Origin of the sequence: Sulfitobacter sp. AS59 (genome assembly GCF_038899995.1) — a bacterium.
Classification (GTDB): domain Bacteria; phylum Pseudomonadota; class Alphaproteobacteria; order Rhodobacterales; family Rhodobacteraceae; genus Sulfitobacter.
The window spans coordinates 175,741-190,659 of the sequence record NZ_JBBMQK010000005.1 but is presented as its reverse complement, the minus strand read 5'-3'; the positions used below and the strand labels follow the sequence as shown (position 1 = coordinate 190,659).

The following is a 14,919-nucleotide window of genomic DNA, read 5'->3' as shown; positions in this document are numbered from 1 at the left end:
CGTTTAAAACCTAACCTTCGCCCGCCCCTGCGCCCTATTCCAGTTCGCTGATCTGATAGGCGGACCGGGCAAGCCATTCGGGCGAGATTTCAACGCCCCAACCGGGCGCGTCCGTCACGCAGGCCTGCCCATCCTTGATCGCATAGGGGTTTTCGACGAACAGATCATATTGCCACGGATAGTAGTCCGGCCCCTCGATCGAAAATTCCAGATATTTGCCCGCATTCGGGATCGCCCGCAGTAGATGCATGGTGAACAATGTGACCAGCGACCAGTTCGCGCAATGCGGCGTGACAGGCAGACCAGCGGCTGCTGCCATTTTTACCACCCTAAGCGTGCGGCTGATCCCGCCCAGATACAGGATGTCGGGCTGCACGATATCTACCGCGCGCATGTCGATCATCCGTTTCCATGTCGGCAGGTCGCAATCCTGCTCTCCGCCGGTCACGTCGATATCAAGGGCATCGGTGACCTGCTTGGTTTGCTCCAGCTCCCAATAGGGGCAAGGTTCCTCAAAATGCGAAAACCCGTTATCTTGCAGCATCTGCCCCACCTCAATCGCGCGGTCGGGGGAATAGCAGCTGTTGGCATCAATCAGCAGATCAACATCATCACCCAGTTCTCGGCGCATGGTTGGGATGATTTCTTCGGTGCGGCCCGGCCATTCGTCCTTGTTACGGCCGACCTCTGCTCCTGCACGCACCTTGAAGGCGTCAAACCCTTGGGTGTCGCGCAGATGCTTTAAACGCGCGGCCTCGTCCTTGGGGGTGATGTCACGCTTCATTGACGACGCATAGGCACGGATCAAACCCGGTGTGCCGCCCAGCAATTCGGCCACCGATTTACCCTGTTGTTTGCCACGCAGGTCCCAGATCGCCGTGTCCACCCCTGCCATCGCGCGGCGCAGATACGAGCCCGGGAATTTATGTTCACGCTCTGCCACGATATCGAGCAGATCATCCAGATCGGTGGTGTCTTGCCCCAGAACATGTGGTGCGACCTGCCGGTGCAAAACCTGACAGGTGATGTCCGAATGATAGGTCGACACCTGCCCCCAGCCTTGCGATCCGTCTTGGGCTGTGACCCGCACAAAGCCGACATCGGGGGTGGTGAATGTTTCAATCGATTTCAGCTGCATAGTATGCCCTTTTATCGCTGCGCGTCGGAAAGGATGATGTCCGATGCTTTTTCCCCCACCATGATGGCAGGCGCGTTGGTATTGCCGGTTGGAATTGTTGGAAAGATCGACGCATCCGCGACCCGCAGCCCCTGAATGCCATGCGCCCTAAGCCACGGGTCAACAACGGAAGTGGCGGGATCGCTGCCCATCCGACACGTCGAACACTGGTGGAAAACCGTCCACGCTTTTTGCCGGTTATACGCCAAGATATCTGCGTCGCTGACCACGTCCGGCCCCGGATAAAGTTCGCTTTCAATGACAGATTTCATCGCGGCGGTTCCGGCGATGTCGCGCATCAGTTTGGTGCCTGCCAGCATCATGGCGCAGTCGTATTCCGTATCCAGATAGTTGGGGTGCATTTCGGGCGCATCCATGGGATCGGGTGATCTGATCTGCAGATGCCCGACGCTGGTCGGCTTGCAGGGATTAAACCCCATCAAGAAGCCCGCAAACGGATCGGGGTTCATTAAGGGGCGCACACCCACAGGCGCGCGGGTATAGCTAACGGGGGAGAAATAAAGCTGCAAATCCGGGCCGTCCGAAGATTCCGAGACGCGCACAAAGCCACCGCCCTGATTAAGGCTCAGCGACAGCGGCCCCTTGCGTGCAATCGCGTACTGCAACGCGGCTTTCACCTTGCCCAGCAGCGGGCCCAATTCCTGATTAAGGCTGGGTACCCGCGATACATACAGGTTATCGCTGCCCAAATGATCCTGAAGGTTACGCCCCACCTGCGACGCATCAGAAATCACGTCGATCCCATGCTGTTGCAACACAGCGCCCGGCCCGATGCCCGACAGTTGCAGCAGTTGCGGCGAATTGATCGCGCCGCCGCACAGGATAACCTCCGCCCCTGCCCGCACTTTGTGGGTTTGCCCGCCCCGCCGGTATTCAACCCCCACAGCGCGGGTACCTTCCATCAAGACCCGCGTGACATGGGCCTCGGTGCGCAGCTCAAGATTCCCGCGTTTTTTGGCCGGGCTTAGATAGCTGCGCGACGCCGAGGCGCGATAGCCACCTTTGGTCGTGATCTGATAGCAGGCAGCCCCTTCCATATCGGGGCCGTTATAGTCGCGGTTTGTAGGGATACCCGCCTGCGCTGCGCCCTCAAGATAGGTTAGGGTCAACGGGTGCACTTCGTCGGTGACGTCATGCACAGCCAAGGGGCCGCCAACTCCGCGTGCTTCGCTTATTGGGCCGTCCCAATCTTCCATGCGGCGAAAGACCGGGGCGATGTCATCCCAGCCCCATCCGGGGGCCACCGCATTCCACTCCGCGTAATCGCGGGGGTGACCGCGCACATAGACCATGGCGTTGATCGAACTTGATCCGCCCAGCACCTTGCCGCGCGGCCAATAGGACCGCTGGTCACCAAGACCGGGAACCGGTTCGGTCGTGTATTTCCAGTTCACCCGCTTGTCGTAATATACTTTGCCATAACCGATGGGCATCTGGACCCACGGATTCAAATCTGATCCGCCCGCCTCAAGCAGCAGCACGCTGAATTTGCCGCAGGTCGTCAGCCGGTTGGCCAAAACAGACCCAGCCGACCCCGCGCCGACAATTACATAGTCAAACTGATCCAAAGTATTACTCCGAAGGCGGGTCAAGGCGTCTGCGCGACGATCATTCACCACGATTCTGAAGAAAGCTGCAATAGCGTGGGCCGATACCGGTATGATTTCAGGTAAATCGCCCTGCGCCTAAGGCCAAGAGATGCGGGATAGGAGTAAAGCAGGTGTCGTACTCCCCGACCGGCCCCAGCCAAAAGGCGTGGCATTGGGCAACGCCGGTTTTCCCGCCCTCAAATCTCGACCAGATGATTGTCCCACCGCAGTGCATCTGACTGCGCAAAGGCGGCCCCCGCGCTGCCAAGACTGCCAATGTCCCCCCTGCCCGATGTGATCGCGAAACCGCGATCTAGGGGGGCGACACCGCACACATCTGGCAGTTCAAACATCTGGTCAAACGTCAGTTCATTTGCGTCGTATTGATGCACGACCCCGCCTCGGGGCGATGTCACTGCGATCTTTTTACCATTTCTGGAATAGGCAATACTGCCGATATATCCGTCCAATGCGCGGGCATGGTCCTCATCCGCGCCGATCAACTGAATTGCTTGCCCCTGCCGGTGCTGGCCAATCAGGGCCGACATCTGGCCATCGCCTTGCCATTGCATACCGAAGGCGACCTGACCATCTGGCCCAATCGCCAAATGACGGATCGAATTCTTGTGCAATTCAGAGGGCAGTTCCGCAACCTCAATGATCTTGCCCTGTTCCAGATAGGTCAGGTTTGGCTGCATCGTGGCAATGTTCAGTTTCACGCGACCGGAATCGGGGTGCGTGTCGACCCCACCATTTGCGACCACCAGAATATCCGACGCGGGCAACCGCTTGATATCATGTGGTCCGACACCGCCACTGGGAAATTCGCCCACGCGGGTATAGCCTTTGCTAACGTCCCAAACGCCAATGCGCCCCTGCCCTTGTTCATAATCATTCTCGGTCGTGAACAGCCAATCGCCGTCTTGGGAAAATGCCCCATGACCGTAAAAGTGCCGCCCCTGGGGCGAATGTAGCTGCGCTTTGACAGCGCCTGAAACACAATCGATCACAAGGGCAAAGGTGCCCGGACGCCGCGCGAATGCAACGGCTTGGGGACGAGTCGGATGGGCGGCGGCAGCATGACCACGCGCGGGCAGCGGTATTTCAAACGTGATGTCCAGCGCCTTGCCAATCCCGCACAGCGTAAATGACCCGTCGGGCTTGGCCGCTGCGGCCAGATAGGCCGGGCCGCCCGCATCTGCCCATGTCGGTTTCGGGATCAGGCCAGCGGCCAGCAAGCCGCCCAAAAATCGCCGCCGGTTGGCCTGCATATCAATCCCCGTCCAGCGCGTTAAAGCCAGCAGCGACCCCCAATGTCGGCCCAAGTTCCGCACGGGCGATGTCGCGAATAGCATCGACAGATTGCTGTACGACTTCGATCTTCAAACGGGTTTGTGGCGCTGCGACCCCTGCGAAAACCGGATCGTTCAAATCGCTGAGTTTAGAAAAAGCATTCTCAAACGCATGCTCTGACCGTGCAGCAAGATCGCCATTATCCCCCACCAAAAGCATCATCAGGTTTTCAAGGCTCTCAAGGCTGATCTTCACATGTCGCGCGGAACGGCCCGAACGCCAGACCTCGGCACGGGCCGGGCGCGGTTTGTCAAAGCTGCCCAAAGGTCGACCCAGCCGCGTGTCCGATGTGAATTCCAACCCCGTCGTCAACGCTTTGAACAGTTCTTGCACGGTTTCCTCTTGCGACCGGTAGGTTCCGGTTGGGCCGGGGTTCAGCATGCGAGCGGCATAGTCGCCCTGCCAGTCTGCCAAAATTGCCACTGTTGTCGCCGCGATATCAGTCGCTACCGCTTGTACCAAGGCGCAGTGATAGGCGGCATCCCCTGCGGCGCTAATGACATCGTCATACAGCAGGAATTCCATCGCATAGAACCCCCGCCCCGCAATCGACACTTGGGAAAACGCCTGCGGTGTTGCGATGACCGGGTCTTGGTCAGCGATCAACGTGGCAAGCGTGCGCGGCGTCACGCCGCGGCTGTCGGGCCAGAACGCCAACGCAAACGCGCGGTCGTTCACTTCGGTCGGGCCAAAGCGTAAATGGCTGACCGCGACCCATGCATCGAACGCGTCGCCATAGGCGGCGCGCAAGTTTTCGGAGGTAGGCGTGCACTCTGTCGCGGCTGCGCTTGCCAACTGATCAGAGGTTTGCGCCAATGTCTCGAACCTTGGCAAGATATGCGCATCGACGACTTTACTCACCACCGGATCAGCTGCTTGCGCGGCTGCAATACAGGGCGCGGCGACGGCCAAAGCGATCAATAGAATGCGTTTCATAAACTCTCCAAATAGGCGATCAGCGCGTCACGGTCTGCGGTGGGCATTGCAACGACTGCGTCACGCTGGGTTTGCGCCTCGCCGCCGTGCCACAAGACGGCCTCAAGGATCGATCGCGCGCGCCCGTCATGCAGAAAATACGTGTGCCCGCTGACCTGCTGTGTCAAGCCGATGCCCCACAACGGGGCCGTGCGCCATTCGCTGCCCGATGCCCGCGCCTCGGGGCGGTTATCGGCAAGGCCCGGCCCCATGTCGTGCAACAACAAATCGGTAAAGGGCCAGATTAACTGAAAGCTTTGCTCGGGTTGGTCTTCCAACCGGTGGGTCACAAAGCTGGGCGTGTGGCAGGCGGTGCAGCCTGTTTCGTAAAACACTTTCTTACCCTGCAAGACCTGCGGATCATCCACGCCCCGCCGCGCTGGAACGCCCAGATTACGGCTGTAGAACGCAACCAGATCCAGCCCCTCGCCGTCAATTTCATAGACGCGGTCGTCGCCGTCCCCGTGAATGGCGGCTTGGCAATCGGTTTGCGCTTGGGTGCATTCCCCCGCCCCCGACGGGTGCAGCGGCGACGAAATGCCGATGTCACCGGCAAAGGCTGCCGCAGATTGTTCCAGCACGGTGGGTGCCCCTGCCTTGAGCCCGAAACGGCCCAGCATGGGTTGCTGATACACCGCTGACATCACCACATTGGGGCGACCCGAGATACCATCGCCGTCCAGATCATCAGGGTCGGCACCGGCAAGGATATCTTGCGCCGGGATCGCCTCAAGCAGGCCAAGGCCGATCATCTGCGGTGCAACCCGTGGGCTGAGCATCGCGGCGGGGTGCAAGGGGCCATAGCCCAGGTTTTCCGCGCTGTAGGTTGGCGCACGCAAGCTGACAATTGTGCCGTCCGCCAATTCGACGGGTTGTTCTTGATAGCTGATCCCAAGGCTGTATTCGGCGCTGTATCCCTGCACCGCGAAATCCTGCAATTGCGTGCCATAAGTCGGGTCCGGCAGGGTCCCGAAATAGCCCTGAATGTCAGCGACTGCATCGTCGGCCGTGCCGGGGATCGACACGCGCAGGAAAATCGAAATCGCGTTGTCATCGGCATTTTCTGGCGGATGGCCGCGCCCGTCTTTTAGGTGGCAGCGTTGGCACGACCGCGCATTAAACAGCGGGCCAAGCCCATCAGATGCAAGCGTAGAAGACGGCGCAGACACCCAAAGTTTGCGGAACAATCCGTTGCCCACTTTGAACGTCAGTTCGTCCTCAAAGCTGATGTTGCCCGACGGTTGCGAAAACGCATCGGCATCCTTGCGCGCACGCACGGTGGCCGCACCGGCCGGCTTGTCCTCGAACCGTTGCGGTTTGGAGAAATCATCGGTCAGGGCCGTCACATCCGCGATACGCGCGGCTTCTTGCGGCGTTCTGGGGACGACGTTCAGATGCGGATCGCCCAGACCCCACACCCCTTGATCAGAAATGGCGGCGGTTCCCAGAACCGCCGCCATCATCACCCCACTTCCGATCATTATTAAACTATGAACTTTCAAGTGAGGCATCTGGTCTTTCACTGCTCTTAACTAGGGTAACGAATGCTTGCCCGCCCATAACTGCCCCACAAGCGCCATCATGGCCGGGCAGCGTCTGGAATGTTGAAGGGGTGCAAACAATTGTTAAAGCTTTCTAGAACGATACCACTGCCGCCAGACCGACGGAAGTCGATTTGACCCCATCGACATCAAAACGTGCCAGCCCAAAGTTGATCTCGGAATTTTCGGTCAATACGCGGTCTGCACCCAATGCAATCATGCTATCGGTACCGGCTTCCCGATCAACGATGGTCCCGGTAGAGGAGAACGTCCAAACGCCCATGCCATAGGCACCGCCCAATGTGGCATATGTCGCGTTTTCGTCGTTACCGCCCGCGCCGCTGAAATGCGCCACCTCAATGAGCGTTTCAAAACCGTTGCCCAAATCTTGGGCCATACCGGCGATGATGCCGTTTTCGTCAGATGCGTCGCCCGTCCCTGCGGACAGTTTCCGCAGGCCAACCCATCCGGTGCCAGAACCGATTTCCTGGCTGTACTGAATGGCAAAGTTGTTGAGTTTTCCAGTGTTGCCAGCACCGCCAGCCGCCACGGAATTGCGGCCCCGCTTGGTCCCGATGCTATCGCTTAGGAAGGTATCATCCGCATAGAACAGCGCAAAGGACAACACACCGCCTGTGCTGGCCAGTTCGGTATCTGCCCGCAGGCCGATCATCTCGGACAGTTCGTAATCTTCGGCCAGCGATGTGCCATAGAAGCCCGGTGCTGCATCCCATGCCACACCGAATACAGGGCTGATCTTACCCGCGGAAACGGTCGCGCCGCCCAGATCAAACCGCAGACCCAATTCGCTAACGTAAAGGCCCAGATCGTCCAGCTCGCGGCTGTCTACGGCATCGGTGACGGATTCAAGCGTAAGCCCACCAAAGGCGGTAATACGATTGGTCAATGCGGCCTCGAACGCGGCTGAGATCGACACATAAGTGTCGGTCAGTTCGGCCGATGCGTCATCAGAAGATACGGTGCTATCAACGCCGATCTCGACGCTGCCTTCCCACTCGAACCCGATTTGTTGCGCGGATGCGGCTGTCACACCTGTGATACCTACGGCACCAAGTGCCGCCAAAAATACTGTCGTTTTCATCGTTATTATCCAGATTTTTAATTGTTATCGGTCAGCTTGTTACAAAGCTGACCGAGCCGCTTATTGGAACACTGCGTTTGGATCATCAAGGCTGTCTGAGCCTTCAAATGCGATTTGATCAAGACCAAGCGTTTTCACGACGCGCTCAATCGAACGGGTCTGATCAATCAAGCCATTCACACCACCCATGACCAACGCTTCGCCAGCTTCATTGCCGCGTTCCAGCATCTGATCATAGGAAAAACCAGCCTCGGCTGCCGTTTTGATGCGGCCCAAGGCCATCATCGTCGTGCTCAGCTTACTGAGCATTTCTGCATCAAGGCTAGCATCCGCTTCGGCAACCATATCCGACAGCGACGGACCGGACACCAGCGTGCCGTCAACGCGCACATATTCGCCAAGATAGACGTTTTGAACGCCCATCCCATCGTAGTAGTGGCTGTTATGTGTGTTGTCCGAGAAACAGTCATGCTCTTCTTCGGGGTCATTCAGCATAAGCCCCAGACGCATGCGCTCGCCCGCCTGTTCGCCATAGGACAACGATCCCATACCGGTCAGCATTGCGGCCAAACCTGCATTTTCGTCAGCCAAAAGCGTGGTGCGCGCGTCACCGTTATCGGCCCATTGTGCGGCCATCCATTCAAGATCAGATACCAACAGATCGGTGGCGGCTTTCAGATAGGCACCGCGACGGTCACAGTTGCCGTTTGTGCAGTCATCGCCCGTAGCATAATCCGTCCAAGAACGGTCGCCCGCGCCGTGGTCGTTGCCATTCAGGTCTTGGCCCCACAGCAGAAATTCAATCGCGTGATACCCTGTGGCCACGTTGGATTCGATACCGTCAGCTTCGTGCAACGTCTCTGACAACAGCGCTGGTGTGATCGCGGTCGCGTCGATGTCATTGCCGGACAACGTGAACTTGGGGCTTGCCACGACGTTCAGGACTGCGAATTCATTCTCGTCCGACGCACCGCCATAGGACGCATCAACATAGTCGATCAGCCCCTCGTCCAGTGGCCAAGCATTCACCTTACCCTCCCAGTCATCGACGATGGCATTGCCGAAGCGGTAAACCTCGGTTTGCTGGTAAGGGACGCGCGCCTCAAGCCAGGCCGCACGCGCGGCGGTCAAGTTTTCAGCAGACGGAGCATCCAGCAATGTATTCACGGCAGCCTGCAGGCGCTCCGCTGTGATCAAGCTGTCCTGATAATTGGCCTGCGCGATCGTGACATAGGTGTTCAGCACCTCGGACTTTTCTACTGCCAATGCAGGTGTCGCGAGCGCCAGTGCGGCGACTGTTGTCATAAATGTCATACGCGTCATGGGACCGTCCTTTTAATGTAAGGTTGTGGGGTAGGCTGTCGGGATTGGCGCGGTTGCCAGATGCATCCGCTTTAGCGCCAAGCCGAAATCGGCAGCACAGGATACGATAAGCGGTGCCACGTCGGCCCGAACGAGTAAAGTCGCAATCAGCATCGCGTCTTCGTGTTCGCCATCTGCCGCCGATGTGACGAAATTCGCGAAGCAGGATTCATCGGCACCGAGGCATTTGCACTGCACCGAATGGCGCATCAGCGGCCTGCGCCCGTGGCGGGCACATAGGTTGCACAGCTGTTCAAAGGATTGCAGCGCTTTGCGGCCCCTAACCGGGCCCAATGCCGCCGAAAGATCTTTCCAGACCTTGGCCTGCGCATCCGCGCCATCTGACCAAAGCCGCAAAAAGATAACCGATGCCGCGCCGATATGATCAAGCTCGGTCACATAACCAACCGGCGCGCCACCGCGATTTTGCCGTGGCTCTGTCATTTCGTTAAAATCAATTTGCCAGCGCGGGTGATCCGCAACGTATAGATTTGTTCTTCGAGCACGATATGCGCCAGCTCACCGCTTTGGGTCAGGTCGCGGGCATCATAGGTTGGCAACGCAGATTGATGTGCTGTCGTCTGGGGCGGGCTTTGCTGAAGGCTCATGAGGCTGCTCCTGCAAAGACTGGGAGTTTGCTTGGCGCGCGAACCTGTGCGCCAAAGTTCAAGGATACCAGTGGTGCCGTGAATAACATTTCAAAAAAGACCTCGCTTATCGAATCTATTGCCAGAACCGCAATCGGAATCGGGATGGCTTGCATGAGGTCTTTCCTGATTTATTTAGTAAGGTATGTCAATCCGACAAAATTAGTCGGATTAAATAATTTCCCGTTTTTCGCGAAAATTCGCCAACGCATCGAAGGCTGGGTCTCAGCCTTTCGTCGCGTATACCGTCATTATGGTGTGCACTGCGCGATCGACGTTGCAGTCAAGGCCATCATAAGGTTTGTCGCAAACGCCGAGCATCGCACGCTTCATCCCCGACCCCGTAAACAGCGCCATGAGATCCTCGGCAATATCTTGGGGTGTTGCCGTCAGGGTCAGCAGGCCGTTATCCGCAGCCTCTTGGATAATCCGGGTAAGCGCATCATGCGTCTTGCCATATGCCGTCAGAAAAAACGCTTGCCCCATGTCAGGATTCTTGCGCGCTTCCTCGTGGATCAGGCGGCCAAACTCGATTGTATCACTCTGATTCAAGAAATTTAGCAAACGCATGCCGAATTGCGTCAACGCGTCTTGCAGGTCCTCGCGCGTTTCAATTTTCGGCTGATCCGTACCGCTGATCTTGGCCGTCTCGACCTCGGTCAGACGGCGCAGGATATCGGCCATATTCTCAAAATATCTATAAATAGTGGCCTTTGACACCGCGGCCTCTCGTGCCAGCATATCGGTGGACACGTCGGAAAACCCGTGTTGAAAAAACAAATCACGGGCCGCATTCAAAATTCTAATCTCGGCAGAAACCATACACATAACTACACCAAATTGTATTTTTATCGCACTCAAAGTACTAAACAGTACTTAGTTGCCTTGCACATGATGTCAAACGGTTTAAGTACCAGCCAGTACTCATCAGGAGCCCGGCATGATTAAACCTGTTTTAACCGCAATTATCTGTCTTTTACCTCTGGCAGGTCTCGCCCAAGACGCGGCTGTTTTGACGCCGTCGGGGGATCCGGCACCGATGCGGGCGGTGAAACTGATCACGCCAAGCGGATCTGCACAGCCAGACAAACGGGTCTTTTTCGGGCAGATCGTCGCCAAGGAAACTGTCGACGTATCCTTTGAGGTTGGCGGGCGGCTGGTATCCTTCGACGCCCAGGAAGGCGAGTTTATCGAGGCCGGCACACAGATTGCAGCACTAGATCGTGCCCCTTTTGAACGCGCTGTTGAGCGTGCGCGGCTGCAGTTAGAACAATCAGAACGTGATTATGTCCGGTCGCAAAAACTGGCCCAGTCCAACACCGTCGCCGAAACGCAGGTCGAGGATTCCAAGACCACCCGTGATCTTGCCGAGGTTGCTTTGGAAGAAGCGCAAGACGACTTGGATGATGCCACATTAATTGTTCCGTTCCGCGCGCTGGTCGCATCGCGGCTGACCCCGAACTTTGCCAATGTGTCCCCCGGTCAGGCCATCGTGCGCCTGCATGACATGTCCGAAGTACGTGTGGAAATCGACGTGCCCGAGCGGCTGTTCCAGCAACGTGATGCCACGGGCGGCCTGACCTTTACCGGTGTGTCCCCGCTTTTCGCCACCGAGGTTCCGCTTGAGCTGCGTGAATTCAACGCGGAAACGCAAAGCATCGGCCAAAGCTATCGCGTCACCTTTGCCCTGCCAGATGATATAGTCAGCCCTGCGATCATTCCCGGTGCGTCGATGACAGTTACTGCAACGATGGATGCCGCCCATAGCCCTATCGCAATCGTGCCGCCATCTGCGGTGACGATCGACGGCGACACCACTAAAGTGATGGTTTACACCCCCGCCAGTGACGCAAAAACCGGCACGGTTGATTGGCAAGATGTCGAGATCGGATCGGTTACCGGCACCGACATCACGCTGTCCGGGCTGGACCCTGATACACAAATCGTGGCTGCGGGGGCGCATCTGCTACGCGCTGGCGAAACAGTACGGCCCTATGCCGGGCTAAGCGCGGATTGATCTGATGAAAATTGCACGCTTTTCGATTCAGTATCCAATCTACACTTGGATATTCATTTTGTTTGCACTGTTTGGCGGTGCCTTTGGCTATCTATCCGTTGGCAAGCTCGAAGACCCCACATTCACGCTGAAAAGCGCGCTGGTCATTACCCCCTACCCCGGTGCCGATGCCGCCGAAGTCTCGACCGAGGTATCCGAGGTGCTGGAGGCTGAAATCCAGCAGATGGACGAGATCAAAAAGGTCACATCGCGCAACACCCACGGCCTTTCGGTGATCGAGGTCGAAGTTCAGGATACATATGGCGGGGATGAGCTTATTCAGGTCTGGGACGATCTGCGCGACCGCGTCTCTGATGCGCGGGCAGACCTGCCGGAGAGTGCTTTACCCTCGACCGTGAATGATGACTTTGGCGATGTTTACGGCATTTTATACGCGGTGTCGGCCCCCGGCTTCTCCGATGCTGAAATCTGGGAGATATCAACATATCTGCGCCGTAACCTATTGACCGTCGATGGTGTGGCAAATGTCCAGATCCAAGGACTGCCCGAAGAGGCCATATTCGTTGAGCCTTCGTCGCAAATTCTATCGTCGCTTGGCGTTGATCCCAGCCTGATCATCGGGGCGATCAGCGCCTCTACCGAGATTAACCCAACCGGCTTTGTATCGAACGGCACCAGCAATTTGCGCGTGGCGGCCCCCTCGGCCGAGGACAGCGTCAGCGAGATTAGCGGCCTTACCTTCGGTTTTCAGGGCGAGGTGATGAACCTGCTTGATATTGCCAGCGTCAGCCGCGGCCGCGTTGACGAGCCGGAACATATACTGCGCCACAATGGGCATGAGGTATTCTCCATGGGCGTATCCGGCCTGTCGTCCGAAAACATCGTGGCAGTGGGCCACCGTGTCGAGGCCGAATTAGAAAAGCTGCAAACGATGTTGCCCATCGGCGTCACGATAGAACCGATTTATGAACAACACCGCGTTGTTGAGGAATCCAACGGCAGTTTCCTCGTCTCGCTCGCGCTTTCTGTGGGTGTGGTGATCGCGGTTCTCGCCATCTTTATGGGTCCCCGTGCAGCGGTTGTTGTCGGGGTTTCGCTGCTGCTTACCGTTCTGGCGACGTTCTTTTTCATGTACCTGTTCGAGGTCAAAGTCGAACGGATCAGTCTGGGTGCGTTGATCATCGCGATGGGGATGTTGGTGGATAATGCCATCGTAATCGCCGAAGGCATGCAACAAGATATGCGCAAAGGGCGGTCGTCAAAAGATGCCGCTGACAGCGCCGCGAACAAGACTCAGATACCGCTATTGGGGGCGACTGTGATCGGTGTCATGGCCTTTGCCGGGATCGGGCTGTCGCCGGATGCGTCAGGCGAATTCATGTTCTCGCTGTTCGCCGTGATCACCATTTCACTGATGTTGTCGTGGCTGGTCGCCGTGACCATCACGCCGTTGCTTGGGCATTATATGTTCAAGGTTGGCGGATTGGCCGCTGATGACAGCGGCTATGACGGACCGGTTTTCCGCAGCTATGGCTGGCTTGTTCGGTCGGCGCTCAAGGTGCGCTGGCTGGTGATTGCCGCCCTTCTCGGCACCACAGTCGCCAGCGTCATCGCATTTGGCAACGTAAAGCAGCAGTTCTTTCCACCGGCCACCACGCCACTGTTCTATCTTGAATACAAAGGCGCGCAGGGCACCTCGATCGAGACGACTTCGGAAGACGTGAAAATCGTCGAAGACTGGCTGGCGGCGCGCGACGATGTCGATGCCGTGACGACCACGATTGGCAAAGGGCTTAGCCGGTTTATGCTGACCTATGCGGCACCGGATTCCGACAGCTCGTTTGCGCAACTGGTGATCCGCGCGAAAACCAACGACGCCATCCCCGCCTTGCGTGCCGATCTGGATCAATTCGTGATCAATACCCTGCCTTGGGCCGAACTGCAGTCGAAACGGATCATCTTTGGCCCGCCCGTCAGCTCGGATATCGCAGCACGGTTTTCCGGGCCAGACGCGGATGTACTGCGGGAATTGGCGAACGAGGCCAAGGAAATCCTCGCCACCGCGACGCCAAATCTGCACAGCGAATACATCGACTGGCGCGAGCAAGAGATCGTGACCAGACCGCTTTACGCCGAGGATCGCGCGCAGGCCGCAGGCATTTCGCGCAGTGATGTATCCAATGCAATTGCGCTTGCCACCAACGGCATTCCCGCAGGCACCTACCGCGAACGCGACCGGCTGATCGACATCATTGTGCGCACCCCGCGCAGTGAAACAGCCCGCGACGGCCAGCTGTTGGATCAGATTGTCTATTCCGGTGCCATTCAGGATTACCTGCCCCTGATCCAAGTGATCGACGGGTTCGAGGTTGTGACCCAGAACCCCGTGATCGAGCGGCGTAACCGGGTGCAGACGATTACGGTAAATGCCAACGTCATCGACGGCCTGACCCCGCCAACCGTCTTTCCCGAAATTCGCAGCCAGATCGAGGGGATTGAACTGCCCCCCGGCTATTCCCTCGAATGGGGCGGTGAATTTGAAAGCGCAGGCAATGCGCAGGAATCGCTGGGCAAGCAAATGCCGCTTAGCTTTGGCACGATGCTGCTGATCACGATCCTGCTGTTCGGCAAGCTGCGTCAGACGGCTGTGATCTGGACGATTGTACCGATGTCTATCATCGGTGTGTCGCTGGGTCTGCTCTTCACTGGGTTGGCGTTCAGCTTTACCGCGCTTTTGGGGCTGCTCGCCCTGTCAGGGATGCTGATCAAAAACGCGATTGTTCTGGTCGAGGAAATCGACGTGCAAAAGGCCGAAGGGCTCCCTCAGAAAGAGGCGATCATCAAGGCCAGCGTTTCGCGTTTGCGTCCTGTGATCTTGGCCGCTGGCACGACGATCCTTGGTATGATCCCATTGCTTTATGATGGGTTCTTTGCCGCGATGGCGGTGACGATTATGGCGGGCCTTGGCTTTGCTTCGGTGCTTACCCTGATCGGGGTGCCGGTCTTGTACCACACCTATCTGCGCAAAGAACGCGTGGCCGAGGCGCAAGCCGCCTAAAGACGGATTACTTCGGCGGGATCAAACGGCCCCCTCCGCACCCCGCTTGGGCGTGCGGAGGGGCGCGGTTACCGGGT

Annotated in this window: 12 protein-coding genes; 2 read left to right on the top strand and 10 right to left on the bottom strand. The window is 57.6% G+C overall.

Annotated elements, in window-relative coordinates; genetic code table 11:
* Positions 1 to 34: 34 nt before the first annotated feature.
* The 10 genes from WNY39_RS13315 to WNY39_RS13270 all read right to left on the bottom strand — a co-directional run bounded on the left by WNY39_RS13315 (position 35) and on the right by WNY39_RS13270 (position 10,595).
* Positions 35 to 1,138: a mandelate racemase/muconate lactonizing enzyme family protein gene (locus WNY39_RS13315; RefSeq protein ID WP_342846150.1), complete on the bottom strand. Its 1,104-nt coding sequence runs from the start codon at positions 1,136 to 1,138 to the stop codon at positions 35 to 37.
* Positions 1,139 to 1,149: 11 nt separating this feature from the next.
* Positions 1,150 to 2,766 carry a GMC family oxidoreductase N-terminal domain-containing protein gene (locus WNY39_RS13310; RefSeq protein ID WP_342846149.1) on the bottom strand — a complete coding sequence of 539 codons (1,617 nt, stop codon included), beginning with the start codon at positions 2,764 to 2,766 and terminating at the stop codon, positions 1,150 to 1,152.
* A 218-nt stretch (positions 2,767 to 2,984) separates the two neighbouring features.
* Complete coding sequence (locus WNY39_RS13305) at positions 2,985 to 4,058, bottom strand: DUF1513 domain-containing protein (protein WP_342846147.1); 1,074 nt, start codon at positions 4,056 to 4,058, stop codon at positions 2,985 to 2,987.
* Between the two features lies 1 nt (position 4,059).
* A complete protein-coding gene (locus WNY39_RS13300; RefSeq protein ID WP_342846145.1) occupies positions 4,060 to 5,076 on the bottom strand; it encodes an imelysin family protein in 1,017 nt (338 codons plus the stop codon).
* Positions 5,073 to 6,575, bottom strand: coding sequence for a di-heme oxidoredictase family protein (locus WNY39_RS13295; RefSeq protein WP_342846227.1), 1,503 nt, complete (start codon positions 6,573 to 6,575; stop codon positions 5,073 to 5,075). The genes WNY39_RS13300 and WNY39_RS13295 overlap by 4 nt, the downstream gene beginning before the upstream one ends.
* Before the next feature lie 175 nt (positions 6,576 to 6,750).
* Positions 6,751 to 7,758 carry a hypothetical protein gene (locus WNY39_RS13290; RefSeq protein WP_342846143.1) on the bottom strand — a complete coding sequence of 336 codons (1,008 nt, stop codon included), beginning with the start codon at positions 7,756 to 7,758 and terminating at the stop codon, positions 6,751 to 6,753.
* Positions 7,759 to 7,818: 60 nt separating this feature from the next.
* Entirely contained in the window at positions 7,819 to 9,081 is a 1,263-nt protein-coding gene (locus WNY39_RS13285) for an imelysin family protein (protein WP_342846141.1), read from the bottom strand.
* A gap of 12 nt (positions 9,082 to 9,093) precedes the next feature.
* Positions 9,094 to 9,564 carry a hypothetical protein gene (locus WNY39_RS13280; RefSeq protein WP_341233596.1) on the bottom strand — a complete coding sequence of 157 codons (471 nt, stop codon included), beginning with the start codon at positions 9,562 to 9,564 and terminating at the stop codon, positions 9,094 to 9,096.
* A complete protein-coding gene (locus tag WNY39_RS13275; protein WP_341233595.1) occupies positions 9,561 to 9,728 on the bottom strand; it encodes a hemin uptake protein HemP in 168 nt (55 codons plus the stop codon). Before WNY39_RS13275 ends, WNY39_RS13280 begins: the two co-directional genes overlap by 4 nt.
* A 264-nt stretch (positions 9,729 to 9,992) precedes the next feature.
* On the bottom strand, positions 9,993 to 10,595 hold the full coding sequence (locus WNY39_RS13270; RefSeq protein ID WP_342846138.1) for a TetR/AcrR family transcriptional regulator: 603 nt from the start codon (positions 10,593 to 10,595) through the stop codon (positions 9,993 to 9,995).
* A 112-nt stretch (positions 10,596 to 10,707) separates the two neighbouring features.
* Here WNY39_RS13270 and WNY39_RS13265 point away from each other — a divergent pair, with 112 nt between their 5' ends.
* Both WNY39_RS13265 and WNY39_RS13260 read left to right on the top strand, forming a co-directional pair.
* Positions 10,708 to 11,784, top strand: a complete 1,077-nt coding sequence (locus tag WNY39_RS13265; RefSeq protein ID WP_342846136.1) for an efflux RND transporter periplasmic adaptor subunit — start codon at positions 10,708 to 10,710, stop codon at positions 11,782 to 11,784.
* Positions 11,785 to 11,788: 4 nt separating this feature from the next.
* Positions 11,789 to 14,842, top strand: a complete 3,054-nt coding sequence (locus tag WNY39_RS13260) for an efflux RND transporter permease subunit (RefSeq protein ID WP_342846134.1) — start codon at positions 11,789 to 11,791, stop codon at positions 14,840 to 14,842.
* Positions 14,843 to 14,919: the final 77 nt, after the last annotated feature.

Excerpts from the sequence above, each read along its gene's own strand:
- WNY39_RS13275 (WP_341233595.1), bottom strand. The coding sequence starts at position 9,728 with ATGAGCCTTCAGCAAAGCCCGCCCCAGACGACAGCACATCAATCTGCG.
- WNY39_RS13290 (WP_342846143.1), bottom strand. The coding sequence starts at position 7,758 with ATGAAAACGACAGTATTTTTGGCGGCACTTGGTGCCGTAGGTATCACA.
- WNY39_RS13270 (WP_342846138.1), bottom strand. The coding sequence starts at position 10,595 with ATGTGTATGGTTTCTGCCGAGATTAGAATTTTGAATGCGGCCCGTGAT.
- WNY39_RS13280 (WP_341233596.1), bottom strand. The coding sequence starts at position 9,564 with ATGACAGAGCCACGGCAAAATCGCGGTGGCGCGCCGGTTGGTTATGTG.
- WNY39_RS13295 (WP_342846227.1), bottom strand. The coding sequence starts at position 6,575 with ATGGCGGCGGTTCTGGGAACCGCCGCCATTTCTGATCAAGGGGTGTGG.
- WNY39_RS13315 (WP_342846150.1), bottom strand. The coding sequence starts at position 1,138 with ATGCAGCTGAAATCGATTGAAACATTCACCACCCCCGATGTCGGCTTT.
- WNY39_RS13300 (WP_342846145.1), bottom strand. The coding sequence starts at position 5,076 with ATGAAACGCATTCTATTGATCGCTTTGGCCGTCGCCGCGCCCTGTATT.
- WNY39_RS13305 (WP_342846147.1), bottom strand. The coding sequence starts at position 4,058 with ATGCAGGCCAACCGGCGGCGATTTTTGGGCGGCTTGCTGGCCGCTGGC.
- WNY39_RS13285 (WP_342846141.1), bottom strand. The coding sequence starts at position 9,081 with ATGACGCGTATGACATTTATGACAACAGTCGCCGCACTGGCGCTCGCG.
- WNY39_RS13260 (WP_342846134.1), top strand. The coding sequence starts at position 11,789 with ATGAAAATTGCACGCTTTTCGATTCAGTATCCAATCTACACTTGGATA.
- WNY39_RS13265 (WP_342846136.1), top strand. The coding sequence starts at position 10,708 with ATGATTAAACCTGTTTTAACCGCAATTATCTGTCTTTTACCTCTGGCA.